The following is a 25,885-nucleotide window of genomic DNA, read 5'->3' as shown; positions in this document are numbered from 1 at the left end:
ATGTCGGATGCAACCAGCAAGGCCATTGATCGCGCCATGGGGGCGCTTGTCGGCGGAGCGCTGGGCGATGCGCTCGGCATGCCGACGCAGCTTCTGTCGCCGGTTCGCATTGCCGAACTCTACGGCCGTGTCGAGGATTTCATCGAGCCTTTCCCGGATCATCCGGTGTCGAAGGGACTGGCCGCTGGCACCATCACCGACGATACCGAGCAGGCGTTGCTGCTCGGCCGCATCCTGGTCGAATCCGGCGACCGTTTCGACCATGCGCGCTGGGTCAATGCGCTGCTCGACTGGGAACGCGAGGTGAAGGCGCGTGGCAGCTATGACCTTTTGGGGCCATCGACCAAACGCGCCATCGACGCCATCAACAATGGTGTGCCGGCTGAGGAAGCGGGACGCAGCGGCGACACCAATGGTGCGGCGATGCGTATCGCGCCGGTCGGCATCATGATGCCGCTCGAACCGTTGGAAGGGTTCGTCGGCAAGGTGGCTGAGACCTGCCGGGCCACGCACAACACCTCGATTGCCATCGCCTCCGCCGCTGCCGTTGCGGCAGCCGTCAGCCGCGGCGTCGCCGGCGGTGGCTGGCGCGACGCTTCCGCCAGCGCGGTCGCGGCGGCGAGGCGAGGGGCGACACTCGGACATTGGGTGACCGGCGGCGACATCGCCGCGCGCATCGTCTGGGCGCAAGACATCGTGCACGGCAAGGCGATCAGGGATGCGATCCGGCTGATCACCGATCTGGTTGGCACCGGCGTCGCCAGCCAGGAATCCGTTCCGGCGGCCTTCGCCGTGCTGGAAGTCGCGCGTGGCGACCCATGGCAAGCAGCCGTCATCAGCGCCAATCTCGGCGGCGACACCGATACGATCGGCGCCATCGCTGCCGGCATGGCCGGCGCCTGCAGCGGTTTTTCCCGATTGCCGCAACAGCATATCGCCCGGCTTGTCGGCCTCGACATGTCGGAGGTTCGCGCGCTCGCCGCCGATCTCGTGGCAGCAAGGATGGCGAAAATCGGTTCCGGCAAGGACGCGGCGGAATGAGCGGCCGTCTCGTCCATGTCGGCAGTGCCGTGGTCGACTATGTCTACCGCATCGACGCCCTGCCGGCGCCCGGCATGGAAAAGACGGCATCGAGCTTTGCCCAGGTCGCCGGCGGCGGCTTCAACATGATGGTGGCGGCCAGCCGCACCGGCATGCAGGTGGTGTTCGGCGGCCAACTCGGCAGCGGGCCCAATGGCGATTTCCTGCGCGCTGCGTTCATAGCCGAGGGTATCGAGACACTGACGCCGCCATCGCCCGTGATGGACAGCGGCAACTGCGTCGCCATGATTTCGAGCGACGCCGAACGCACCTTCGTGTCGTGGCCTGGTGCGGAGAGCGTTCTCAGCCTCGACATGATGGCGCCGGTCGCGGTGGCACCGGGTGACTGGGTGTTCACCTCCGGCTACACGCTGAGCTACCCCAAGAGTCGCGATGCGCTCACTGATTGGATCGAGGCGCTGCCGACAGGTATTCCCTTCGTCTTCGACCCGACGCCGGTCATCACAGACATTCCGCGTCCCATCCTGTCGCGGGTGCTTGCCCGCACCACATGGCTGAGCTGCAACACGACGGAAGCCGCCGAGATTGCCGGCCCAGGCGATGTCGAGGGCCTCGCGGTACGGCTGCTGGGCGACCACTGCCCGAAAGCAGCGGGCGTGGTCATCCGCTCCGGGGCAAAGGGTTGCCATATCAGGTTGGCCGACGGCACGGCGCAGACCGTTGCCGGCTTCAAGGTCACCGCCATCGACACCAATGGCGCTGGCGACACCCATATCGGTGCTTTCGTCAGCGCGCTGGCGCGCGGCATCCCGCCCTTCGAGGCAGCGCGCTATGCCAATGCGGCAGCGGCCATATCGGTCACCCGCCATGGCGGCTCGTCGGCGCCGACCGACCACCAAATCCAGACATTCCTGAGCCATGCCGCCGATCCGTCGGGAGCAGGCCGGACACAGAAGGCCAATGCATAACAGCTGTAAAGCCTGACAAGCCCGGGAACCGGGCAAACCCACAGAGAGGAACCAACCATGCGCATGCCTGACTTGACTGCTCTGCTGACGGCGACCGCCGTCTTTACCTCCGCACTCGCGTTCGCTGCCAAGGCTGACGAAGTGCATGTGCTCAACTGGAAGGGATACGGCGCCGACGAACCATGGGCGGTGGAGGCTTTCGAAAAAGCGACCGGCAACAAGGTCGTCAACGACTTCTTCAATTCCGAACAGGAAATGCTGACCAAGATCCGGACCAATCCCGGTCTCTACGACGTGGTCATGATCAATGCCGCCTTCAACGACCAGGCGATGGACGGCAAACTGATCCAGCCGATCGACGTCTCCAAATTGCCGAACTACGCCGACATCAGCAAGGACAAGGCGGGATCGCCGATGCTCGTCCATGACGGCAAGGTCTATGGCGTGCCGTGGGTGTGGGGCCTCACCGCGCTCGCCATCAACGACAAATCCTTCGACAAGCCGCCGACGAGCATCGCCGAGATGTGGGATGCCGCCCACAAGGGCCGCGTCGTCATTCGCGACGATGCCGTCGAAGCGGTGCAGTTCGGCGCCATCGCAACGGGCCAGAACATCAACGACATCAAGGATATGGATGCGGTCAAGGCGAAGCTCACCTCGCTGATGCCGCAGATCAAGACCTTCTGGAGTTCGGAGAACGACTGGAACCAGATGGTCGCCTCCAACCAGATCGACATCGGCACCTACTGGAGCGGCTCGGCCGATCGCGCCAAGACGCATTTCAAATTGCCGGTCTCTCTGGTCGTGCCGCAGGAGGGTGCCGTCGCCTGGCTCGACGCGTTTTCCATTCCGGTCGGCGCCAAGAACGTCGCCGGCGCCGAGGCTTTCATCAACTACATGATCGACCCGAAATTCTACGTCGAATGGGTCACCAAGGTCGGTGCTCCTGTCTCCGCCAACACCAAGGCGGTGGAAGCGCTGCCCGAGGATGCCTTCAACCGCAAGGTCATGGGCGACCCCGAGGTGGCCAAACGCATCCAGTTCCAGGCGCCGATCACCGATGCCCAGCGCGAAGCCTATCTGGCGCTGTGGCAGCAGTTGAAGGTCGACGTGAAATAGAGCCAACATCCCGGCCAGCTGGCGGTTCGCGCCGGCTGGCGTTTCAATCCTGGGGGAGGGTATCATGGCAGCAGCGACAGCGTCGCGAAGCGGGCTGAGATCGGCATTGCCGCTGCTGGCGCCAGCCTATCTCTGGCTGACGGTGGCGATCTTCCTGCCGCTCTCGGCCATGGTCTTTTTCTCGTTCATGACCGAGCTGCCGCTGTCGGGAAAGCCGTGGACATTCACCCTTGGCAACTATGCCACCTTCTTCTCGCAAAGCCTCTATCTGACACTGCTGCTGGCCTCGCTGCGGCTTGGCCTCGAAGTGACGCTGTGGTGCGTCGTCATCGGCTATCCCGCCGCTTACGTGCTCGCCAAAGTGCTGAAGGGGCGCAGCCGCGAGGCGATCTTCCTGCTCGTCATCTTGCCGTTCTGGTCGAACGGGCTGGTGCGCATCTTTTCCTGGGCGATGGTTTTGCGCGAGGGCGGCATTCTCGACACCGCGCTCAACGCCGTGCTGCCGTTCAAGATCAACATCGACCTGATGTATTCCTATCCAGCCGTCATCATCGGGCTGGTGCATTCCTACGTGCCTTACATGGTGCTGACCTGCTATCTCACGCTGCAGGCGATCGATGACTCCCTGATTGAGGCCGGGCGTTCGCTTGGCGCTTCACGGCTACAGGTGCTGAAGCGGGTGATCATCCCGCTGTCGATGCCCGGATTGGTCGCGGGTGCGGCCCTGATCTTCGTCCCCGTCGTCGGCTCGTTCATGGAGCCGCGCATCCTCGGCGGTCGCACCGGCACCTTCTACGGCACGGTCATCGAGGACCAGTTCGTCGCCGTGTTCAACTGGCCGCTCGGTGCCGCGCTTTCCTTCATCCTGCTGGCCGTGGTGCTGGTCATCCTGGCGGTGGCGTCGCCGGTGCTGCGGAGGGCCGCGTGATGGCGACGACCCGCGTCCTCGAATGGCTTGGCCGCTTCTACATCGGCCTGCTGCTCGCCTTCCTCTATCTGCCGATCATCATCATGGCGCTGATGTCGTTCAACGTCTCGCCCTTCTACCAATTGCCGTTCGAATGGACGACCGAATGGTACGCTTCGCTGTGGCAGAACGACCAGCTGATCGCCGCCACCTGGAACAGCGTCGAGATCGCCGTCATCACCACCGTCATCTGTGTCGTGCTCGGCTCGGCGGCATCGCTGGCGCTCTATCGCTATGAGTTTCGCGGCAAGAAATTCCTGCAGGCGCTGTTGTTTCCGCCGATCGCCATTCCGTGGCTGATCACCGGCACGGCGATGCTGATCTTCTTTTTCGGCGTCGGCATCGGTCGCGGGCTGCATGCGATCCTGCTTGGCCACGTCGCACTGGCGCTGCCCTATGTCATCGTCGTCGTCTCGGCCCGGCTGCAGACCTTCGCGCCGGAGCTGGAAGAGGCGGCACGCTCGCTCGGCGCCAACCAGTGGCAGGTAACGAGGCGCGTCACGCTGCCTTGGATCACGCCAGGCGTCATTGCCGGAGGGCTGTTTGCGTTTGCAGTGTCGTTCGACCAGTTCGTGGTGTCCTATTTCCTGGCGACGCCTGGGCAGACGACGCTGCCGGTGGAAATCTACGCCGCGATCCGCAAAGGATTCACGCCCGAGATCAATGCGGTCTCGACGATCATCATTGTCGTGTCGATGGCGCTGATGCTGCTCACGGCGCGGTTCTTCAAATTCGGCGGAGAGAAATAATGGCCGGCGTGCAGGTATCTGATGTCTCGCGCAGTTTCGGCGCACACAAGGCGCTGGACAATGTCTCCATCGATTTCGCCGATGGCGGATTCTATGCGCTGCTGGGGCCGTCGGGCAGCGGCAAGACCACGCTGCTGCGCCAGATTGCCGGTTTCGATTTTCCCGATTCGGGCCGCATCACCATCGGTGGCGAGAGCGTCGAGCGGGTGCCCGTCGAAAAGCGGCGCATCGGCATGGTGTTCCAGAACTATGCGCTGTTTCCCAATATGAGCGTCGCCGACAATGTCGCCTTCGGCCTGTCGGTGCGCGGCGAGGCCAAGGCGGTGATTGCAACGGAGGTGCAGCGCGCGCTCGATCTGGTGCAGCTCGGCAAGCTTGGTGGCCGCCGGCCGCACCAACTCTCCGGCGGGCAGCGGCAGCGTGTGGCTCTCGCCCGCGCTATCGTCACCAAGCCGCGCGTGCTTTTGCTCGACGAGCCGCTCGGCGCGCTCGACAAGGCGCTGCGCGTCGATATGCAGATCGAGCTCAAGCGCATCCAGCGCGAGATCGGCATCACCACCATCTTCGTCACGCACGACCAGGAAGAAGCGCTGACGATGAGCGACCGCATCGGCATATTGCGCGACGGCAGGCTGGTGCAGGAGGGACCGCCGGAGGAGATCTATAACAGGCCGAAGAGCGAGTTCGCCGCCACCTTCCTCGGCGACGCCAACATTTTTCGCGGTGACAGCACGGGCGATGGCATCAGGCTTGCGGACGGAACGGCGATTGCCGCTGGTGTGGGTGCCAAGCTTGCCGCCGGCGCCAGGGCGAGCTGTGCCGTGCGGCCCGAACGCATCCGCATCGCCAGGGATGCCGGAGCACCGGATGGCAACGCCAACATGCTCAAGGGACAGGTTTCCAAGCGCATCTTCGCCGGCAGCAACAGCACCTATTTCGTCGAGCATGCTGGTCAGACGTTGAAAGTGATTGTGCAGAATACCGGCATGGAACGGCTGGCAGAAGGTCAGGATGTCGTGCTGCGCTGGTCGCCTGAAAGCACGGTGTTGATCGCGGCGAACTGATCCTCACCGGGTCTTGCCAGACCGTCCGCAATCAGGGACAGCATAGACGGGCACGACCCGGAGCATACCGATGACCCTGGAACTGACTGCACGCGACCGATCCATGCTCGACGGCGAGCATGGCCTGTCAGCGGCTGCTGCCATGAAAATCCTGGTCGCCTTTTCCAATGCGATCGGGGCAGGTCGTCTGCTCGACATTGCCGGCGCGCATATCGATGGTTGTCTCTACCATGGCAAGGCCGGTCTCGATTTCGTCGAGCGGCTGGTCGAAGGTGGCGGCCGCGTTCAGGTGCCGACGACGCTGAATGTCGGGTCGTTCGATCTCATCCATCCCGGCATGGTGAAATTGCCGGCGGCCGAAGAGGTGCCGGCGCGACGGTTGATGAAGGCGCATATGGAGCTCGGCTGCCAGGCGACATTCACCTGCGCGCCCTACCAGACGCGCTTCCGGCCGAGCTTTGGGCAGCAGATCGCCTGGGGTGAGTCCAACGCCATCGTCTTTGCCAATTCGGTGATTGGCGCGCGCACCAACCGCTATGGCGATTTCATCGATCTGTGCTGCGCCATGACCGGACGTGCGCCGGCCTGGGGGCTGCATCTGAGCGAGAACCGGCGCGGCCGGATCTTGTTCGAACTGGCCTTTGCCGACCCCGAGCCGAGCGACAGCCTGTTCGTCGGCATCGGACTTGTCATCGGGCAGGCGAGCGGCGACCGCATTCCGGTGATTGCCGGCCTGCCGCAACCGCGCGACGAGGACCAGCTGAAGGCGTTGGGCGCGGCGGCGGCAACGACGGGTGCTGTGGCGCTGTTCCATGCGGTCGGCATCACGCCGGAAGCGATGACGCTCGACGAGGCGTTCCAGGGTCATGCGCCTGACGAGACGATCCGCATCAGCCGCGCCGACATCGATCATGCGCTGGCCAGGCTATCGACCGTGCCCGATGGCGCGCCGCTGGCGGCCGTGTCGCTCGGCACGCCGCATTTTTCGCATGAGGAATGGATGCGACTGTTGCCGTTGCTGCGCGAGGCAGCACCGGGTAGGCGCATTCCGATCTATGTCAACACCGGCCGCGCGACGCTGACGCGATTGCAGGAGGAGGGCGCGCTGGCCGGTATGGAGGCGTTCGGCCTGATCCCGGTCGCCGATACCTGCACCTATGTCACATCGATCCTGGAACGCCTCGATGGCGTGGTGATGACCAATTCCGGCAAATGGGCGCACTACGCACCCGGCAATATCGGTGTGTCCGTCGCCTTCGCCGAGATGCGGGATTGCATCCGCTCTGCTGCGGCCGGGCATGTTGTGCGGAGCGCGTCATGACGCGACCGGTGGAACGAACCGGCACTTTCCAGCTGGCCGGTGACGCTGAGGGTCAGGCGCTGGTGTTTTCGCAACCGCTCAGCTTCTGGGGCGGTATCGATGCCGAGACCGGCGAGATAACAGACCATTCGCACCCCGGCCTCGGCCGAAATGTCGCTGGCAGGATTTTGGTCATGCCGAGCGGTCGCGGCTCGTCGTCGTCATCCTCGGTCCTGGCAGAGGCGATCCGCAGGGGCACGGCGCCGGCCGGTATTCTTCTGGAGCGGCCGGACCCGATCCTGGCGGTCGGTGCCATCGTTGCCGAATTTCTTTATGACATCCGCATGCCGCTGGTGGTGTGCGATATTTCGAACCTTGTCTTCGGTGATCAGATTGATATCGGCATCGGCAAAGACGGCGGGCCGATCATCAGAGTTCACCCCGCCATCAATCCGGCAGAGCCACGCCGCCAATAGGCCGCCGCCAGCGTTTGATCGCGACCAAGCCCCAGCGTGTCGCGCCAACATTCGCGCACGATCTTGGCGGCAGCGGCTTCCGCCGCGAACCAGCCGAAGGCCGAACCGTCCTGCGGCCACGCCACCGAGCGGACAGCCTCGGCCAGCAGTCTGTCCTCGCCCGCCGCCACGCCATCCCGTGTCAGCCAATGCACCTCGATGCCCGTGCCATTGTTGATCGCTTGTCTTTCACCATCATTGGCGATCTCGACGAAGGCGACGCCTTTTGTCCCGGCCGGTAGCGTCTCCAGCAGCCGAGCCAGCGCCGGCAAGCCGGTTTCGTCGGCGCCCATGACGTACCATTCTGCCTGCCGCACCGGACGGCCGACCGGGCCCATGATGCCAACCTTCATGCTGGGCGCGGCCTGCATGGCCCAGGCGGAGCCGACGCTCTCGCCGGGATGGATCAGGAAGTCGACATCGATGATGCCCTTTTCCACGTCAAGCGCGCGGATGGTGTAGACGCGCGCCACCGGGCGCCGGTCGTCGGTGGGCCAGACCGGTAAGCCATTGCCGCCCAGCACCGGCCACAGCGGATCGGGGACGTCCCTGGTCGGAAACAGCATGCGGATATGCATGCCGCCGAACTTGGCGAAGCGCGAGAGATTCTCGCCGGCCAGACGAATGCGGCGCATATGCGGAGTGAGGTCGCGAACATCGGTCACCACCATCTCGCGGAACTGGGCGAGGCTGGTTTCGCCTGAGAGATCGCCGGTCCAGACGATCTCGGGGTTTTCCTCCTTGGCGTAGACCTGTACGGCTGTGGCGAGCAGGTCCTTGATACGGGCGAGCCCGTCGCGGTCGGCAGCATTGGCCCGCATCACCAGCCGCTCCATGTCGAACGAGGCGCCGCCGAAGGCAAAGCGGAAATCGATGCGCTGTCCCTGATGCGAAGCATCGGCCTCGAAGCTCCGCAGCCTGTCGGAGATGCTGTCCATGTAGTCCGGCAGACGCCGCAGGTTGAGCCGTGCCTCGCAGGCCAGTTCACGCACCGATGCTTCGTTCATTGTCAGCCTCCCATCCTGCCGGTGAGGGCCACCTTGAAGGTGCGGCCCTTGCCCTGTTCTGTTGCCGCCGAGGTCGACCATGCGCTTTGCGGATCGGTGTAGGCGGTGTTGAATATGTTATCGACGCCGAAATCGAGCTTGAGGTTGTCGTTGACGCGCCAGTTGGCGAAGACATTGACCAGATCGAAACCGTCATCGACGACCGGCACGGCGTTGGGATTGGTGCGGCTGGTGCGGGTGATCTTGCCGACGCTGAGATATTGCGCGCCGACGGTGAGCTGGTCCTCCAGCATGCGGAAGCCGATCGTGGCCGAGAAGCGGTCGAGCGGCGTGTTGTTCAACGCCTGGCCGGAATAGACGCCGCTGACGATCTTGGCGTCGATCAGCGCGCCGGAGAAGTTCACGAAACCCCAGCCATAATCATAAACCATCTCGGCCTCTACGCCCTTCAGGCGTGCGTCGCCGATGTTGATTGCCGTGCGCGGCAGCACGGTGAGGTCGACGTCGATGTAGTCCTCGACGTCAGTGTGGAAAACGTTGACCTTGGCGCGCAGCCGATCACCCGCCGTCAGCACATCGTCATATTTCACGTTGACGCCGGCCTCCCAGTTCTTCGCCGTCTCGGGCTGCAGCAGAAGATTGGGCCGATATGTATCACCGCCGCCATGCGCGCCGCCGCCACGGAAGACATCCTGCAGACCCGGCGCCCGGTAGCCTTCGGAATAGGTGCCATAGAGCTGGAAGCCATCGAATGGCGTGACGCCGACGGTGAGGCGCGGCGACCAACGATCGCCGGAGATCGAGGCTTCCTGCGGTGACGGGATGCGCGTCTCGCCATCGAGCTGGTAGCCGTCATAGCGCATCGCCGCGATGACCTGCAGCCAGTCCCCGTAATCGCCCTGCCACTGCAGGAAGCCGCCATAACCCTGCTGTTGGCCAGCGCCGAAATGCGCCGCTTCCGAGGAGGCCTCGAGATAGTAGTAGTCGAGTCCGTAGGTCAGCGTATGTGTTAGTCCCCAGACGTCGAAACGCGAGGAGTTCTTCACATTGAAACCTGTCGTGGCCACGTCGTAGAAGCGGAAATTGCCGATCGCCGAGGTCGGCCAGACCTGCGTCTGCTCGGCGCGGGTGCGGTTGTGATAGGCATTGGCGCTGAAGTCGATCAGCGCGTTGTCGTCGGGCTTCCAGGTGTAAGCGGCGGTGTAGGTCTGGTTGGTGGTGTCGGTGTCATAGCGGCTCAGGGTCGGCGAGGCCGAGCCGCTCGATCCGGTGATCTGTTCGTTGTAGCGCTGCAGGATGGCGCCGAGCTTCAGCTCATGGCCATCGGCCGGCCGCAACGTCGCCTTCAGATAGCCGCTGGTCACCCGCTCGCCGGTCCATGGCACGGTGTCGCCATTGCCATCGGTGTAGCTGTCGCGGTCGCGGTAGATGAGGTTGCCGATGATATCGGCATCGTCGCTGAAGCGGTAGGCACCGGTGGTGCTGGTGGTGAAGCCGTCGCCATTGTCCTCGTAGCCGAGCTTCTCGCTCAGCGCCCAGCGCTCATCCTTCTTGAGGAAATCGCCGGCATCCTTGGTCTCGAAGGAGACGACGCCGCCGATGCCGCCGGAACCATAGGCATTCGAGACCGGACCGCGAATGACGGTGGCTTCCTTGATCAGGTCGGGTTCGACATAGAACGAGCCAGAGCCATGACCGACGCGCCAGTAGTCCTGGCGGGCGCCGTCGAGGGTGACGACGACGCGGCCATATTGCTCCAGGCCGCGGATGTTGATGGCGGTTGCGGGATCGTCGCCATTCATCGAGGCAGCGACGCCCGGTGTGGTGCGGAAGATGTCGGCGGCTGTGTCGGGCTGGATGCGGTCGAGTTCGTCCTGATCGACGGCGCTGATGGCGGCCATCGATTCGATCACTGCCGTTTTGATCATCGTTGCCGAGATGGTGATCACGTCGAGCATCGTCGCCGGCTGGTTCTGCGCGACACTGGCCGGCGCCAGGCGGCCGGTCTTGGCGGCGGCCTTTTTCTCCCGGTCCTGTTCCTGCGCGCTGGCAAGAGGGACGGCGCAGAGGCCGAGCACGAAGGCGAGCGCCGTGCTCGCCATCAATGTCGTGTTTGTTGTCCTTGTCATGCAGCCCCCAAGCAAAAGCAAAACTGCTGGCGGTGGCTGAGCGGCCTTGGCTGGCATGATTGAAAATCCCTCGACCAGGCAGGTCAGGGCACGGGTCACATATTAAAACATGATGACACAAGTCAACTTTAAATTTATAGCCGACCATCCTCGAGAAGCATCTGGCACGGGAACAGCGGCATGGTCGGCAGTTTAGGCGAAGGCAAGACGACCCACTGGTCGCAACCGGGCAGGATCGCGGCGGTGCTGCTTCTGGCACTGTCGGTGCTGGCGCCTTCCTGCGGCTTCAAGGCGCTGGCCGCCGAGACCGTTGTCGATGCGCTGGGACGAACCGTCGTGCCGGGCGCGGCGACCCGGATCGTGACGCTCGGTTCCGACGTCACCGAGATCGTCCACGCGCTGGGCGCCGGCGGGCGAATCGTCGCTATCGATCGCGGCAGCAAATATCCGCCTGAAGTCGCGCAAAAACCCAATGTCGGCTACCGCCGCCAGCTTTCGGTCGAGGGGCTGGCCAGCCTGCGTCCCGACCTGATCCTGGCCGCAGAAGACAGCGGGCCTCCTGAAGCGGTCGAGGTGCTGAAGTCGCTGGCAATCCCGATCGTCTTGGTCCCGCAGGACAACAGCCCGCAAGGCATCGAGCACAAGATCACGTTGATCGCCGCCAGCCTTGGGCTCGAGGACAAGGGCAAGGCGGTTTCCGCCGAGGTGCTCACCGCCTTTCAGGCTGCCGCGGATCTGGCGTCGCAAATTCCGCCGGAGCGGCGCAAGAAGGTGGTGTTCTTCCATGGCCTGGTACGTCTGAGCGCTGCCGGCGCGGGTACTTCTGCCGACGCCATCATCCGCTATGCCGGCGGCCTCAACCCTATGGACATCGTACAGGGCTACAAGGCGGCGTCGGAGGAAAAACTGATCGAGATGGCGCCTGACGCTATCCTGATGATGAGCGACGGCAAGGGCGGGCCGACGGCCGAGCTGGTGTTCGGCAACCGCGCGCTGGCGGCAACGCCGGCGGCGGCCAACAAGGCGCTGGTCGTGCTCGACGGCGCCTACATGATCGGCTTCGGCCCGCGCACATCGGATGCGATCCGCGACCTGGCGAAAGCGCTCTATCCGGAAGGGGAATGACGTCGCGAAAATCGCAAGACGGTTCGGCTGGGCAGTACAATTTCGTCGCCGAACCCCGTTGCGCTTCATAAATGCTGTCCGTCCGGATTTCTCCGGATCGGCTTCCGCCCGAACAAACTTGGCGGCTCGGCCTGAAACATTGGCACGATATTCTAAGCCGCGCGGTTGACCGTGAATGCGCTCTCCAGCCTATAATTATACTAAATTCATAGACTAACTGCAAACGCTCGGAGCGCTCGCATCTTGGCCTGTGAAAATGGTTGAACAAGGGAGCGCATCGATGCCGAAAACAGAGTCCAATCCGGTCGACCTCGGCACCAGGGCCGCCGACTTCCTGCTGCCCGACGCGCAAGGTGTGCTGCACCGCCTTGCCGATTTCGACGCCAAGCCGGCCTTGCTCGTCGCTTTCATCTCCAACCGCTGCCCGTTCGTCGTGCTGATCCGCGAGCAGCTTGCCGCTTTCGCCAGGGATTACGCCGGCAAGGGGCTGCAGGTGGTGGCGATCAACGCCAACGACCACGAGGCGCATCCGGAGGAGACGCTCGCCCGCATCGGCGAGGAAGCCGAAAAATTCGGCTATTCCTTCCCCTATCTCAAGGATGCGTCGCAGCAGACGGCGAAAGCCTATGGCGCGGCTTGCACGCCCGACTTCTTCCTGTTCGGCACTGACCGGCGGCTCGCCTATCACGGCCAGTTCGACGATGCGCGGCCGGGCAACGGCAAGCCGGTGACGGGTGCCGATCTGCGCGCGGCGGTCGATACGGTGCTGGAGGGCGGCAGGCCCACTGCCAGCCAGGCGCCGTCGATCGGCTGCAACATCAAGTGGAGCGCGGGCAACGAGCCGGTGTGGTCTTCCAGCGCGGCCCGCGCGGCCTAGCGCCTGCTTCGACTTTATTCGCCAGGTCTCCATGCCCAAGCCGCAAAAATCCGCTTCCGACAGCTTGCTGCTCCAGGCCGACGTGCTGGTGCTGGGCGGCGGTCCGTCGGCAGCTTGGGCAGCAGTCGCCGCGGCCGAGGCCGGCGCCAAGGTGGTGCTGGCCGACAAGGGCTATCTCGGCACCAGCGGCGCCACCGCGCCGTCCAACACCGGCACCTGGTGCGTGCCGCCGGGCGACAACAGGCATGCCGTGGTCGAGCGACGCTGGCAGCGCACCGGCGAACTCGCCGACCCGCGCTGGATGCTGCGCTGCGTTGACACCGCCTACCGCAACCTGCTCAGGCTCTCCGAATGGGGCTATCCCTTCCCGAGCGAGGATGACGGCCGGCTCTACATCGCCAATCTGCGCGGCCCGGACTACATGCGCTTCATGCGCCGCCGCGTGCTTTTGGCCGGCGTCACCGTCCTCGACCATCATCCCGCGCTCGAACTTTTGTCGGACGGCGATGCCATCGTCGGCGCCGCCGGTGTCGCCAGGCAGATCGGCCAGGATTGGCGCGTCGACGCCAACGCGGTGGTGCTGGCGACCGGTGGCTGCGCTTTCCGCGAGCGCATCCTCGGCGCGACCGGGCTGACCGGCGACGGCTATCTGATGGCGGCGGAGGCCGGCGCCAGCCTGTCGGGCATGGAGTTCACCGGCAAATACACGCTGGCGCCCTACGGCTCCTCGTTGAACAAGGGGCTGCCGTTCCGCTGGGCGTCGTTCCATCGCGAAGATGGCTCACCGATCGTCGGGCCGACCGGCGAGCCGTTGCGCAACGGCATCGGCGACCGCGAGGAGGAAGTGGCGCGCGCGCTGATCGACGGCCCGGTCTATGCGCGGCTCGATCAGGCCGAACCAGCGCTGCAGGGCTGGCTGCGCCAGGGCCAGCCGAATTGCTTCGTGCCCTATGACCGCGCCGGCATCGACCCTTTCAGCGAGCTGTTCCGCATCACCCTGCGCGCCGAAGGCACGGTGCGCGGCACGGGCGGCATAGACATCGTCTCCGACGATTGCGCCACCGGCGTACCCGGCCTCTATGTCGCCGGCGACGCGGCCAGCCGCGAGATCATGACCGGTGCGGTGTCGGGCGGCGGCGCCGTCAATTCGTCCTGGGCGCTGGCCAGCGGCTGGTGGGCGGGCAAGGGCGCTTCGACCCATGCCAAGCGCCGGACCGGCAAGGCATTCCGCACTGAGGTGCAGTCGCTTGGCCAGGCTGGATTACGTCCTGCATCATCGCCGCGCGTCGACATCTCGGCAGGCGAAGTCATCGAGGCGGTGCGCAGTGAGGTGACGCCGCTCGACAAGAATTTCTTCCGCACCGGCGAAGGCCTGGAGAAAAGCGGCGAGCGGTTGGAGAGTGTCTGGCGCGACGTGCGCGACCATCTGCAGGGCGACGGGCTGGATAGGGTCCGTACCCGAGAGGCAGCTTCGATCGCCGCCGCCGGGCGCTGGTCCGTGGCCGCAGCGCTGCACCGCACCGAGAGCCGCGGTATGCATCGCCGCACCGATTTGCCGGGCAAGAGCCCGGCCTTCGCGCACCGGCTGGTCATCACCGGTGTGGATCCGTTCCGCATCGCAGGCGCGCCTGAGCGGCTGGCGGAGCTGGCGTCATGATCGAGATCGTCTCGGCCACGCGCTGCGTCGAATGCGACATCTGCGTCAAGGTGTGCCCGGCCAACGTCTTCGACGCGACCGAGAGCGGCGTGCCGGTGATCGCCCGCCAGGAGGACTGCCAGACCTGCTTCCTGTGCGAGATCTACTGCCCGACCGACGCGCTCTATGTGGCCGAGTTCGCCGAAGGGCCGACCGGCATCACGGAAGCTCAGGCCGACGCCCGACAGCTGTTTGGCTCCTATGCCCGCGCGCTCGGCTGGAAGCGCGGCAAGGCCGGCGGCTCGGAATTCGACCCGACGCACCGCATCCGCGTGGCGCAGTGAACCGATCGGAGACAGATATGGACCGTATCGTCGTCAGCGACATCAGCAAGACCTTCCAGCTCAAGCCGGGGCAGTTCGTCACCGTCGATGGCGAGGCGACCGACCGCGTCACCGTGCTCGACGGCGTTGACCTCTCGATCCGTAAGGGCGAGTTCATCACGCTGGTCGGCCCCAGCGGCTCGGGCAAGTCGGTGCTGCTCGACATCATTGGCGGGCTGACGCAGGCGACCGGCGGCGACGTCAAGCTCGATGGCCGGCGCATCACCAGGCCCGACCCGAAGACCGGCTACGTTTTCCAGCAATATGCGCTGTTTCCCTGGCGCACGGCGCTCGCCAACATCGAATATGCGCTGGAAGTGCGCGGCGTGGCCAAGGCTGAGCGCACGGCGACGGCCCGCCATCTGTTGTCGCTGTTCGGCCTTGCCGGCTTCGAGGACCGTTTTCCCAACCAGCTGTCCGGCGGCATGCAGCAGCGTGTGGCGATCGCGCGTGCGCTGGCCAGCAACCCGGAAGTGTTGCTGATGGATGAGCCGTTCGCGGCGCTCGACCAGCAGACGCGCGAGCTTCTGCAAGGCGAGCTGCTGCGGATCTGGGGCAAGATCAACACGACGGTCATTTTCGTCACCCACTCGATCGACGAGGCGATCTTCCTCGCCGACCGGGTGGTGGTGATGACGGCGCGGCCGGGCGCGGTGAAGGAGATCATCGATATCGACCTGCCACGGCCGCGCGACGGCGACATCCGCGCCAGCGCCGAATTCAATCTATATCGCGCTCGCGTCTGGGACGTGCTGCGCGACGAGGTCAACAAGGCGCAGAAGGACTGGACCCTGTCGCCAGCCTTCAGTCACTGAGGAACTGGACCCATGGCCTATCTGACCGAGAAGTTTGGCTCCGCTGGAGCGCTCCACCTGTTTGCCGGCGCTGGCGAAACGGTAGCCGCCGCCAGGGTCCCCGCCATCAAGGCCAACGCCAAGATCCGGAGCAAGAAAGCGAGCCACGGCACATTCCTCTATGGCTTGCCGCTGCTCGGCCTGTTCTTCCTGCTGTGGGAGATCGCGCCCCGGCTCGGCTGGCTGAACCGCATCTTCTTTCCGCCGCTGAGCGAGGTGCTGGTCGCCTGGTGGGCGCTGCTCGCTTCGGGCGTGCTGATCGAGCATATCGGCATAAGCCTGCAGCGTGCCGCGATCGGCTTCGCACTCGGCGTGGTGGTGGCCATCCCGCTCGGTCTGTTGATGGGGCGCTATTCGCTGTTCGAGAAGGTTTCCGACCTTTTGGTGCAGACGCTGCGCAACACCTCGCAATTCGCACTGCTGCCGGTGTTCATCCTGCTGCTCGGCATCGGCGAGGAATCGAAGGTGGCGATCACCTTCTACTCCTCGGTTTTCTTTCTCCTCGTCAACACGATCAGCGGCGTCAAATCGGTCGATCCGCTGCTCATCAAGGCGGCGCGCTCGATGGGCACGTCCGACTTCGACCTGTTCCGGAAAGTCATCCTGCCGGCCAGCATTCCCTCGATCGTCGCCGGCGCTCGGCTGGCGGTGAAATCCTCGCTGTTCGCGGTCATCGGCGCCGAGATGCTGGCGGCCAAATCCGGCCTCGGTTTCCTCATCCAGAACTCGCAGCTGATGATGGAAACGGCCGACATGTACGCCGGCATCCTGACGCTGACCGTCATCGGCCTGACCGTCAATTACCTGCTCGTCTGGTTCGAGCGCTGGGCAACAGCCTGGAAGGGCCAGTCCGAGACCTCGCTCATTTAAGCGGCCCCATTCATTCCAAACAGGAAGGATTTTCCCATGCCCAACATTCCATTCGACGCAATTCGCCGGCTGCTGCTGAAGGGCGCCATTGCCGTCGTCATCGGCCTTGGCGGCATGCCTGCCTTCGCACAGGACAAGCCTGACATCATCCGCATCGGCAGCACGGCGCCGGGGCACCTCAAATTCATCCTCGCCCAGAAGGACGGCTGGTGGGACAAGGAATTCGCCAAGGACGGCATCAAGGTCGAACTGGTGACCTTCAACGGCGGCTCGGAAGCCACGACGGCATTGGCGACCGGCGCCATCGAGTTCACCTATACCGGCAACAATCCGGCGCTGCGCGTTGCTGCGTCCGGCGCCGACGTCAAGCTGATCGGCCTGTCGAGCTATGTGAAGGCCGGCGGTTCCTACATCGTCGTCAAAACCGACTCGCCGTTGAAGACGCTGCAGGATCTCAGGGGCAAGAAGGTCGCCTATCTCACCGGAACGGTGCGGCATTCGAACTTCAGCAAGGCACTGAACAGCGTCGGCCTGACCACCAATGACGTCGAAGGTCTGAACCTGCCTTTCGAGGCATCCGGCCCGGCGCTGCTACGCGGCGATATCGACGCCATTGTCGAGACGGATTCGACGGCGGCCAAGCTGGTCGACACCGGCGAGGCGCGGGTGCTGTTCGACACCAGCACCCATCCGGAATGGAACGTGCCGAACGTCATCTCGGTCAACGGCGTCTTCGCGGCGAAATATCCCGATCTGGTCAAGCGGCTGCTGAAGGTCGACATCGAGATTTCGCGTTGGGCCGACGCTCATCCGGACGAGACGATCAAAACGTTTGTGGAGGCGACCAAGTCGTCGGAAAAATCCGTCCGCAAGACCTATGCCGACGGGGTGTTCCACCAGGATCCGAAACTCACCGACGACGCGATCGCCGCCTTGCAGGGCGAGGAGAAATTCATGGCCAGCGCCGGGCTCCTGAAGGGCTCGATCGACTACGGCAAATGGGTCGACAAGAGCTTTGTCGATGGCGCCGCGGCTGAAGTCGCTGCCGTCCAATAGACTGGAAGCATCGAGCGGGGCGGGCGCTTTACCGCGCTGCCCCGCTCGTCTGGTCCGTCAAATCTCAGGGATGTTCTCCTTGAAGATCACCTGCAGCCTTGGCTGGTGCAGTTCATAGGGCAATCCCCGGACCGCATGGGTCAAAGTGTTGAGCGCTTCGCGGGCCTCGACGCGCGGGTTCTGGTCGATGACCGCGTCGAGCGTGCCGTCGAGCAGAAGGTCCTTGGTGCCGTCCGTCACCTCGTGGCCGAGGAAGACCATGGACTGGGCGCGGCCGTGCTCCTTGAGCGCGCGGGCGATGCCGGTGTTGCCGGCGCCGACATTGTAGATCGCGGCAAGGTCGGGGTGCCGCTCCAGCAGGGCCGATGCCTCCGAATAGGCCTTCTCGCGGTCGTCGAGCATTTCGCGCATCTCGACGATCTGCAGGTTGGGTGATTCCTCGGTCAGGACGTGGCGGAACCCCATCTCGCGTTCTTCGTGGCCGCGATAGGACAGCGAGCCGGCGAACAGCGCCACCTTGCCCGGATGCCCCGATCCCATGAAGCGGTTGAGCAGATAGCCGGCCAGCCGCCCGGCGGCGCGGTTGTCGATGCCGATATAGGCGACCCTGGGCACATGCAGGATGTCGGAGGCGATGGTCACCACCTTGATATCGTTGGCCGACAGGGATCGGATCGCTTCGCGCACCGTCGGATGGTCGAGCGCTATAACGCCGACGCCTTGCGTCTGTCCGCGCAGGTCCTGCAGCAGGCGGGCGAGCCGGTCAGGATTGAAGCCCTCGATGGTGGCGATATGGACATCGAGGTCGGGCCGCGCCAGAGCCTGTGCCTCGATGTGCCGGTGCAGCATCTTGATGAAGGAATTGGTGCCGGCCGGCAGCGCGAAGTCGAGCCGGATGACCTCGCCAGGCGAGGGCCGTGGCGGCGCGCCGTTCGGGCCTTCGGCGATGTAGCCGAGGCGCTGCGCCATTTCGAGCACGATTTCGCGCGTGCGCGCCCGCACGCCGGGTCGGTTGTTGAGCACGCGGTCGACGGTGGCGGCCGAGACGCCGGCTTCCCGGGCTATGTCAGTCAGGGTGGAACGCACCGTCTTTCATCTCCTGCATGCGTCAGATCGGCTGGTGACGGCTTCCCCGCCATCGGCGATTCTGATGGGAAATGATGTATCCGCCCTTAGCCCATGCGCAAGCCGCTGCGCTAAATCAAATAGTCCGGCAGGGCTGCGCAGGGGCGGGAAGAGTCGTGTGCCCTCAAATTGAAGCACCCGGCATGATGCATGGATCCCGTTTTTGTGCATTTCCTTGCCCTATTGCGATGTTGTGAGGTGTTTTGATTATTTATGATGTTGACAGCCTTGCCATGCTGCCGTCAATATCCCTCATAAGGGCCGTGGAGGAAACGTGGCCCTGAGGGAGGAGTTTCAATGTCTGACTTGATCCGCATCTCGCGGCGCCGGCTGCTGGCATCCGGAGGAAAGGCGGTTGTGATCATGGCCGCCGCTGGTATCGCACCCCAATTCATTCGTCCCGGCCGCGCCTATGCGGCCGACGCGCTGGCGCCAGGCATGATCGGCGGCCCGACGGGCTTCGATGGAGCCGAGCGCTACCAGTATGGCGCCGACACGCCGGAAGGCCGCGCCATCGAAGCGGCCAAGGCGCTGAAGGGCGCCGGCAAGGCGCCCGCCAAGATCGTGCTCGGCCTGTCCGACGGCTCGATCGGCCAGCTCACGCAGCCGTTCCCGGCCGGTGCGCCGTCGATCAAGGAGCTGTGGGAAAAGGAAACCGGCATCGCGATCGAAATCGTCGGTTTGCCGAACGGCCAGGAATTCACCAAGACGATGCAGGACATCTCCACCAAGGGTGGGGCCTACGACATCTATTCGACCGAATGGAACCGCCTCGGCGACCTCGCTGAAACCGGCGGCATCGCCAAGCTCGATGACTTTGTCGCGCAGCACAAGCCCGAATGGGACGATCCCGTCAGCGGCTATGTCAACGGCGCCAAGGGCGTGTCGCTGCTCAACAAATACCGCGGCTCCAACTATGGCGTGTCGCTGGACGGCGACTTCCAGACCTGGGTCTACCGCACCGATTTGTTCGGCGACGAAGCCGAGAAGAAGGCCTTCAAGGACAAATACGGCTAGGATCTGGCGCCGCCGAAGACCTGGAAGCAGCATGGCGACATCGCCGCCTTCTTCCAGCGCCCGGACAAGGGCCTGTTCGGCTCGACCGACCTGCGCAACCAGGGCTGGGGCTACACCAACTGGTACCAGCGCTACGTCTCGATGGCTTCGCCCAACCAATTCCTGTTTGGCGATGACGGCAAGCCGATGATCAATTCCGAGCAAGGCATCGCCGCCACCAACGAATATGTCGCTTCGCTCGCGCATCACTCGCCGGATGCGATCTCCTGGGGCTGGCCGGAGCAATACGGCAACTTCGCCAAGGGTGGTGCGGCGATGACCTGCGCCTTCTCCAACCTGCCGAAATTCCTCGACAATGCCGGCAACAAGGATTCGGCCGTCACCGGCAAGATCGGCTCGATGCTGCCGCCAGGCCGCGAGATCGACGGCAAGCTGATCAGCCGTTCCGTGCTGTGGTTCTCGCTGACCGGCATGGTTTCGTCGCAGTCGAAGAACCAGGAGGTTGCCTATCTCCTGCTGCAATGGCTGGGCTCGGCCCGTATCTACGCCTGGATGAGTGCCAATCCCGGCGGTTATCTGGACCCGTTCCGGCTTTCGGACTTCTCCGATCCGCTGGTGCGCCAGACCTATCATGCCTACCACATGGACGTCGTGCGCGAGACGGTGGCGCGCACCGTGCCGACCATCAACTATCCCGGCGCGACAGCCTTCCACAATGCGCTCGACGAGAACCTCATGGCGGCGCTGACCAAGGCCAAGACATCGGAGCAGGCGATGGCCGATACCGAGGCGGAGTGGAAGAAGATCGTGCGGCGCACCGGCGAGGACAAACTGCTCGAAGCCATCAAGACCAACAAGGAGGCCTGGCCGACAGTTCTCGACCCGATCGTCTGATCCATCTCCCTGGATCACATCGAAGGAGGGGAGGAGCCTGCTTTTCCCCTCCGCCCACAACGCCACCAGCAAAGCCGCCAGATGAAGCGTTCCGTTCCTTTCCTGATATTCCGCTATGCCGCGATCTTCGCGGCCATGGCGGTGACGCTGGTGCCGATCCTGTGGATGGTATCGATGGCGTTCAAGCCGATCGCCGAATGGTCGGCGACCGGCGCCGACCTGACCTGGTGGCCGAAGAACCCGACGCTCAGCAATTTTCGTTTCGTCTTCGGCGAGTCGACCAACAATTTGATCGTCGCGCTCGACCGTACCGCGCTGAAGCCGATCCTCGCATCGCTGCTGTCGGCGGTTTTCGGCACGGTGATCGCCATGTCGGCGGGCACTGCCGCGGCTTATGGGCTCTCGCGTTTCGGCTCCGGCCAGAACCTGCCGCTGGCGCTGATCCAACTCAGGATCTTTCCGCCGATGGCGGTCATGATCCCGGTGATGATCATGTGGGCTTTCCTCAACTTCACCGACAGCTGGTGGGGCCTGGCGCTGATCTACGGCATCGTCACCTTGCCGTTCGCCTTCTGGCTGATGAAGACCTTCTTCGACGACATGCCGCGCGAGATCGAGGAGGCAGCGCTTGTCGAGGGCTGTTCGCGGTTGCGCGTCTTCACCCGCATCACGCTGCCGATGATGCGCGCGCCGCTGGCCAGTGCCGCGCTCTTCGTCTTCATCCTCAACTGGTCGGACTATCTGATCGCGCTGCTTCTGACGACGCGCGAATGGGTGACCATCCCGGTCTACATGGCCTCGCTATCCTCCTCGATGACCGGGCAGCTCTATGGCGCCAAGGCGGCGCTTGGCCTGATCGCGGCCGTGCCGCCGGTCATCATGGGCATCGCCATCCAACGCCATCTGGTGCGCGGGTTGACGTTCGGGGCGCTCAAGCAATGAGCGCGGTGACTGTCATGACTTCCAAGGATGAGGTGAAAGCCGTCGGAGCAAAGCCGGTTTCGCGCGATGAGGGCGCAAGGCTGGGTTTCCGGCTGACATTGCCTGCGCAGATCCTGGTGCTGTTCATCTCGGCCTTCCCGCTGTTGATGCAGCTCTACATCAGCGTCACCGACTGGTCGCCCCTGTCGGGCACCGGCTGGTGGAACGCCTGGTCGATGTGGAACAGCTTTGCCAACTACACCGATCTCGCCGCCGACGCGCGCTTCTGGAGCGCGCTGAAGCGTACGGCCATCGTCATGATCGTCTGCGTGCCGGCGGAATTCCTGCTTGGGCTGGCGCTGGCGACACTGTTTGCCGACGATTTCCCGGGCAAGCGCGTCTTCTATTCGATCCTGCTGATGCCGATGATGGTGGTGCCTGCCGTGGCCGGCTACATGTTCTTCATGCTGTTCCAGTCGGGCGGCCCGGTGAACGACATCTTGTCGGCGCTCACCGGATCTCCCGTCACCATCGCCTGGCTGTCGGATCCGACTCTGGCGCTGATTGCGGTGATGGTCGCCGACATCTGGCAATGGACGCCGCTGATGTTCCTTATCCTGCTTGCCGGCCTGGTCGGCGTGCCGGAGGACCAGATCAAGGCGGCGACGCTGCTCGGCGCCAATCCGTGGCAGCGCTTCGTCACCATCGTGCTGCCGAAGATGAAGACGATCATCATCATCGCGTTGGCGATCCGGGTGATCGAGAACTTCAAGATCTTCGACACGCTCTACATCATGACCGGCGGCGGTCCAGGCGTCGCTACCGAAACCATCTCGGTCTACATCTACAAGCTCACCACGCAGGACCTGATCTGGGGCTATGTGGCGGCGATCGCGCTGGCCATTTTGGTCGTGCTGTCGATCGTCGCGGTGTTTGCCATGAAGCGCATGGCGCGGGCACGCGAGGTTCCGGCATGAGCGCCATCCACCTGCAAAACCTGGTCAAGAAATTCGGCGACTTCACCGCGCTGAAGACCATGGACCTGGCAATATCAGATGGCGAGTTCATGGCGCTGCTCGGCCCGTCGGGCTGCGGCAAGTCGACGACGATGAACATGATCGCCGGCATGGAAGAACCGACCGGCGGCAAGATCCTGTTTGGCGACCGCGACATGGCCGGCGTGCCGATGGGCCGGCGTGGCGTCGGCTTCGTCTTCCAGAACTACGCCATCTTCACGCATATGACGGTGCGCCAGAACCTCGCTTACGGGCCGAGGATGCGGGGTGCCGCCAAAGCCGAGATCGACCGTCGCGTCGGCGCCATCGCCGAGATGCTGCAGCTTTCGCCGCTGCTCGACCGCAAGGCCGACAGGCTGTCGGTCAATATATTGCAACGGGTGGCGATCGGCCGCTCGGCGATCATGGAGCCGGCGATCTTCCTGCTCGACGAGCCGCTCTCCAATGTCGACGCCGCTTTCCGGGCCGTCATGCGCACCGAACTGAAGCAGTTGCAGCGGCAGTTCCGCCAGACCATGGTGTATGTCACCCACGATCAGCTCGAGGCGATGACCATGGCCGACCGCATCGCGGTCATGGATCATGGGGTTTTGCAGCAGGTCGGCACGCCGCTCGAGGTCTACAACGATCCAGCCAATGTCTTCGTCGCCCGCTTTATCGGTGCGCCGGGCATGAATCTGCTCAAGGGCAGGCCGGCGGAGAGCGACCGCGGACTGGTCGTCGATCTCGGACCGTTGGGCGTCACGCCGCCGCTGCCGGGCGAACTCGCAGCGGCCATGCGTGGTGCACGCGGCGAGGTGCTTTACGGATTCCGGCCTGAACAGGCGACGTTGGTGCAGAATGGGCAGGGCCTCGCAATGCCGGTGACCTTTGTCGAACGGATCGGTGCGCGCACCATCGTTCATCTCGGCCAGGGCGAGGCGGCTGTGAAAGCGGTGTTCGACAATGATGTCGGGCTGGCTATCGGCGACACCGCTGTCATCGCTCCCACTACGTCGTCAGTGCGCGTCTTCGACGCCGCTACCGGCCTTGCGATGAAGGCGGGTTGAGATGGCCGATATCGTCTTCCGTAATGTGACCAAACGCTACGGCAATACACTCGCCGTCGACGACGCCTCGTTCACCGTCAACGACAATGAGTTCTTCTGCTTCTTCGGTCCGCCGCTGTCGGGCAAGTCGACCATCCTGCGCCTGGTGCTCGGGTTGGAGACACCTGACACCGGGGAAATCCTGATCGGAGGCAGGCCGGTCAACGCGATGTCGCCGGCCGAGCGCAACGTGGCGATGGTGTTCCAGAACCTGGCGCTGTTTCCGCATATGAGCGCGCTCGAAAATGTCCGCTTTCCCCTGGTCGAACGCCGGGTCGCCGAGGCCGAGATCAAGCGGCGGGTCACCGACGTCGCGGCGAAGCTGCATATCGGCCATATCCTGCACAAGCCGCCGGGACAGCTTTCGGGCGGGGAGCGGCAGCGCGTGGCGATCGCCCGGGCTCTGGTGCGCGATCCCAATGCCTATCTGATGGACGATCCGATCTCGGCGCTCGACGCCAGGCTGCGCGAAGAAACGCGCGTCGAGCTGAAGCGCATCCAGCGCGAACTCGGCAAGACGCTGATCTACGTCACGCATGACCAGGAAGAAGCGATGTCGGTCGCCGATCGCATCGCCATCCTGGAGGACGGCAAGATCAGGCAGATCGGTACGCCGGCAGAAATTTACGACCGCCCGGCCAGCACCTATGTAGCAAGGCTGCTTGGCTCGCCGATGATGAACATCCTCAGATCGGCGCGCGGCGATGGCGGTGTCGAAGCGGCTGAAGGCACGATCCGCATCGACGACAAGACAGCGCCCGCCGACGCCGTGGAGATCGGGCTGAGGCCGGAGGACATCAAGGTCAGACCGTGGGCGGATGGGGGCCCGGGCCGCCCGGCGCGAGTGTTCGAGGTCGAGCCGCTTGGCGGCTACACCGTGGTGACGCTCGCTGCCGGGCAGGCGCGGCTGAAGGCGTTGCTGCGCGGCCAGCCCGACATCCGGCCGGATGCCATGGTGGCGATATCCTGCGAGCCGGCCAGAGTGCATTATTTCGAACAAAGCGGCGGGGCGTTGGCACGATGACGGCCGCCGCAAGGAAAGACTTTCGGGAGGAAGAGATGGCAAGCAAAGGCTTCGAGCCGGACGTGAAGGTCCGCACGAAGGAATACAAGATCGGCTGTGTCGGCGCAGGCATGATCATGGCCGAGTGCCATCTCGCCGCCTACAAGGAAGCCGGGTTCCCGGTGGTGGCAATCGCCTCGCGCACCAGGGCCAGCGCCGAGAAGGTGGCGACGCGCTGGGGCATTCCGACCGTCCACGACACACCGGAAAAACTGATCGAGGACGAAAATGTCGAGATCATCGACCTTGCTTTCCCGCCCGACCTGCAGCCGGCGCTGATCCGTCACGCGCTGAGGCAGAAGCATATCAAGGCGATCCTGGCGCAGAAGCCGCTGGCGCTGTCAGTCGAGGAAGCGGTCAAGCTGCGCGATGAGGCGGCCAAGGCCGGCAAGATCCTCTCGGTCAATCAGAACATGCGCTACGACCAATCGATGCGCGTCTTGAAGCAGATCATCGACAGCGGCGCGCTGGGCGACATCGTCTTCGCGCAGATCGACATGCACGCCATCCCGCATTGGCAGAGCTTCCTCGAGGACTATGACCGGCTGACGCTCGCCAATATGAGCGTGCATCATCTCGACGTGCTGCGCTTCCTGTTCGGCGACCCCGACGAGATCACCACGCTGACACGCAAAGACCCGCGCACGACATTCGACCACTCGGACGGCATCACGGTGTCGACGCTGCGCTTTCCGTCCGGTGTGCTCGCTGTGTCGCTGGAGGATGTCTGGTCCGGTCCGCGCCAGGATGGCTACAAGGACGACCAGCACATCAATTGGCGCGTCGACGGCAGCAAGGGGGTCGCGAAGGGCACCATCGGCTGGCCGACGGGCGCTGCCTCGACGCTGACTTACGCTTCGACCGAGACGACCGGCGGCGAATGGGTCAGCCCGAGCTGGGACACGATGTGGTTCCCGCATGCCTTTATCGGTGTGATGGAGCAGCTCCAGCACGCGGTGAAGACCGGCACGCCGCCGGCGCTGTCGGTCGCCGACAACGTCAAGACCATGGCGCTGGTCGAGGCGGGTTATCGCTCGATCGACGAGGGCCGCACGGTCAAGCTTTCCGAAATCGCTACCTGATCACCGCAGCTGAAACACC

At 64.1% G+C, this 25,885-nt stretch carries 24 protein-coding genes; 21 read left to right on the top strand and 3 right to left on the bottom strand.

From position 1 onward, the window contains the following. The 8 genes from LB519_RS21670 (at position 1) to LB519_RS21635 (ending at position 7,684) form a co-directional block, all read left to right on the top strand. Entirely contained in the window at positions 1–1,041 is a 1,041-nt protein-coding gene (locus LB519_RS21670; protein ID WP_224621148.1) for an ADP-ribosylglycohydrolase family protein, read from the top strand. Continuing rightward, a complete protein-coding gene (locus LB519_RS21665) occupies positions 1,038–2,009 on the top strand; it encodes a PfkB family carbohydrate kinase (protein ID WP_013530804.1) in 972 nt (323 codons plus the stop codon). The genes LB519_RS21670 and LB519_RS21665 overlap by 4 nt, the downstream gene beginning before the upstream one ends. Before the next feature lie 57 nt (positions 2,010–2,066). Then, entirely contained in the window at positions 2,067–3,128 is a 1,062-nt protein-coding gene (locus LB519_RS21660) for an ABC transporter substrate-binding protein (protein ID WP_013530805.1), read from the top strand. 64 nt (positions 3,129–3,192) lie between these two features. Continuing rightward, positions 3,193–4,056 carry an ABC transporter permease gene (locus tag LB519_RS21655; RefSeq protein WP_013530806.1) on the top strand — a complete coding sequence of 288 codons (864 nt, stop codon included), beginning with the start codon at positions 3,193–3,195 and terminating at the stop codon, positions 4,054–4,056. Then, positions 4,056–4,844, top strand: a complete 789-nt coding sequence (locus LB519_RS21650) for an ABC transporter permease (RefSeq protein ID WP_224621147.1) — start codon at positions 4,056–4,058, stop codon at positions 4,842–4,844. The genes LB519_RS21655 and LB519_RS21650 overlap by 1 nt, the downstream gene beginning before the upstream one ends. Next, positions 4,844–5,908 carry an ABC transporter ATP-binding protein gene (locus LB519_RS21645; RefSeq protein WP_224621145.1) on the top strand — a complete coding sequence of 355 codons (1,065 nt, stop codon included), beginning with the start codon at positions 4,844–4,846 and terminating at the stop codon, positions 5,906–5,908. The genes LB519_RS21650 and LB519_RS21645 overlap by 1 nt, the downstream gene beginning before the upstream one ends. A gap of 70 nt (positions 5,909–5,978) precedes the next feature. Beyond that, positions 5,979–7,229, top strand: a complete 1,251-nt coding sequence (locus tag LB519_RS21640) for an aconitase X (RefSeq protein ID WP_063168548.1) — start codon at positions 5,979–5,981, stop codon at positions 7,227–7,229. Continuing rightward, complete coding sequence (locus LB519_RS21635; protein WP_224621143.1) at positions 7,226–7,684, top strand: aconitase X swivel domain-containing protein; 459 nt, start codon at positions 7,226–7,228, stop codon at positions 7,682–7,684. Before LB519_RS21640 ends, LB519_RS21635 begins: the two co-directional genes overlap by 4 nt. Here the strand turns inward: LB519_RS21635 and LB519_RS21630 are convergent. Both LB519_RS21630 and LB519_RS21625 read right to left on the bottom strand, forming a co-directional pair. Further along, on the bottom strand, positions 7,645–8,730 hold the full coding sequence (locus LB519_RS21630) for a siderophore-interacting protein (RefSeq protein WP_224621142.1): 1,086 nt from the start codon (positions 8,728–8,730) through the stop codon (positions 7,645–7,647). The two genes, LB519_RS21635 and LB519_RS21630, sit on opposite strands and share 40 nt — an antisense overlap. Positions 8,731–8,732: 2 nt before the next feature. After that, complete coding sequence (locus tag LB519_RS21625) at positions 8,733–10,859, bottom strand: TonB-dependent hemoglobin/transferrin/lactoferrin family receptor (protein ID WP_224621140.1); 2,127 nt, start codon at positions 10,857–10,859, stop codon at positions 8,733–8,735. 180 nt (positions 10,860–11,039) lie between these two features. Here LB519_RS21625 and LB519_RS21620 point away from each other — a divergent pair, with 180 nt between their 5' ends. The 7 genes from LB519_RS21620 (at position 11,040) to LB519_RS21590 (ending at position 17,660) form a co-directional block, all read left to right on the top strand. Further along, positions 11,040–11,984 carry a hemin ABC transporter substrate-binding protein gene (locus LB519_RS21620; protein ID WP_224621138.1) on the top strand — a complete coding sequence of 315 codons (945 nt, stop codon included), beginning with the start codon at positions 11,040–11,042 and terminating at the stop codon, positions 11,982–11,984. A 280-nt stretch (positions 11,985–12,264) separates the two neighbouring features. After that, complete coding sequence (locus tag LB519_RS21615) at positions 12,265–12,861, top strand: thioredoxin family protein (protein ID WP_013530814.1); 597 nt, start codon at positions 12,265–12,267, stop codon at positions 12,859–12,861. Positions 12,862–12,892: 31 nt separating this feature from the next. Beyond that, positions 12,893–14,518 (top strand): FAD-binding protein, encoded by a 1,626-nt coding sequence (locus tag LB519_RS21610; protein ID WP_224621137.1) that lies wholly within the window; start codon positions 12,893–12,895, stop codon positions 14,516–14,518. Next, on the top strand, positions 14,515–14,841 hold the full coding sequence (locus LB519_RS21605) for a ferredoxin family protein (protein ID WP_013530816.1): 327 nt from the start codon (positions 14,515–14,517) through the stop codon (positions 14,839–14,841). Before LB519_RS21610 ends, LB519_RS21605 begins: the two co-directional genes overlap by 4 nt. A 17-nt stretch (positions 14,842–14,858) precedes the next feature. Further along, the gene (locus LB519_RS21600) at positions 14,859–15,695 is read left to right on the top strand and encodes an ABC transporter ATP-binding protein (protein WP_013530817.1); all 837 of its coding nucleotides are present in this window, start codon (positions 14,859–14,861) and stop codon (positions 15,693–15,695) included. Positions 15,696–15,707: 12 nt separating this feature from the next. Further along, positions 15,708–16,604 carry an ABC transporter permease gene (locus LB519_RS21595; protein ID WP_127366722.1) on the top strand — a complete coding sequence of 299 codons (897 nt, stop codon included), beginning with the start codon at positions 15,708–15,710 and terminating at the stop codon, positions 16,602–16,604. Positions 16,605–16,640: 36 nt separating this feature from the next. Then, positions 16,641–17,660 (top strand): aliphatic sulfonate ABC transporter substrate-binding protein, encoded by a 1,020-nt coding sequence (locus tag LB519_RS21590; RefSeq protein ID WP_224621136.1) that lies wholly within the window; start codon positions 16,641–16,643, stop codon positions 17,658–17,660. A 57-nt stretch (positions 17,661–17,717) separates the two neighbouring features. On the opposite strand, the gene LB519_RS21585 is transcribed toward LB519_RS21590, so the two are convergent. Continuing rightward, positions 17,718–18,746 (bottom strand): LacI family DNA-binding transcriptional regulator, encoded by a 1,029-nt coding sequence (locus LB519_RS21585; RefSeq protein WP_024501567.1) that lies wholly within the window; start codon positions 18,744–18,746, stop codon positions 17,718–17,720. Between the two features lie 1,197 nt (positions 18,747–19,943). On the opposite strand from LB519_RS21585, the gene LB519_RS31350 reads away from it, so the two are divergent. The 6 genes from LB519_RS31350 (at position 19,944) to LB519_RS21555 (ending at position 25,866) form a co-directional block, all read left to right on the top strand. Beyond that, positions 19,944–20,696, top strand: a complete 753-nt coding sequence (locus tag LB519_RS31350) for a hypothetical protein (protein WP_318011947.1) — start codon at positions 19,944–19,946, stop codon at positions 20,694–20,696. Between the two features lie 81 nt (positions 20,697–20,777). Then, on the top strand, positions 20,778–21,638 hold the full coding sequence (locus LB519_RS21575) for a carbohydrate ABC transporter permease (RefSeq protein ID WP_024501565.1): 861 nt from the start codon (positions 20,778–20,780) through the stop codon (positions 21,636–21,638). Next, a complete protein-coding gene (locus LB519_RS21570) occupies positions 21,635–22,594 on the top strand; it encodes a carbohydrate ABC transporter permease (protein ID WP_013530822.1) in 960 nt (319 codons plus the stop codon). Before LB519_RS21575 ends, LB519_RS21570 begins: the two co-directional genes overlap by 4 nt. Then, complete coding sequence (locus LB519_RS21565) at positions 22,591–23,682, top strand: ABC transporter ATP-binding protein (protein ID WP_224621135.1); 1,092 nt, start codon at positions 22,591–22,593, stop codon at positions 23,680–23,682. Before LB519_RS21570 ends, LB519_RS21565 begins: the two co-directional genes overlap by 4 nt. Before the next feature lies 1 nt (position 23,683). Beyond that, positions 23,684–24,745, top strand: coding sequence for an ABC transporter ATP-binding protein (locus LB519_RS21560; RefSeq protein ID WP_013530824.1), 1,062 nt, complete (start codon positions 23,684–23,686; stop codon positions 24,743–24,745). A gap of 35 nt (positions 24,746–24,780) precedes the next feature. After that, positions 24,781–25,866: a Gfo/Idh/MocA family protein gene (locus LB519_RS21555; protein ID WP_224621134.1), complete on the top strand. Its 1,086-nt coding sequence runs from the start codon at positions 24,781–24,783 to the stop codon at positions 25,864–25,866. Positions 25,867–25,885: the final 19 nt, after the last annotated feature.

This window comes from Mesorhizobium sp. AD1-1 (assembly GCF_020164655.1).
Taxonomy (GTDB): domain Bacteria; phylum Pseudomonadota; class Alphaproteobacteria; order Rhizobiales; family Rhizobiaceae; genus Mesorhizobium; species Mesorhizobium ciceri.
The sequence above is the reverse complement of the archived record's forward strand: the minus strand, read 5'-3'. Positions and strand labels throughout refer to the sequence as shown.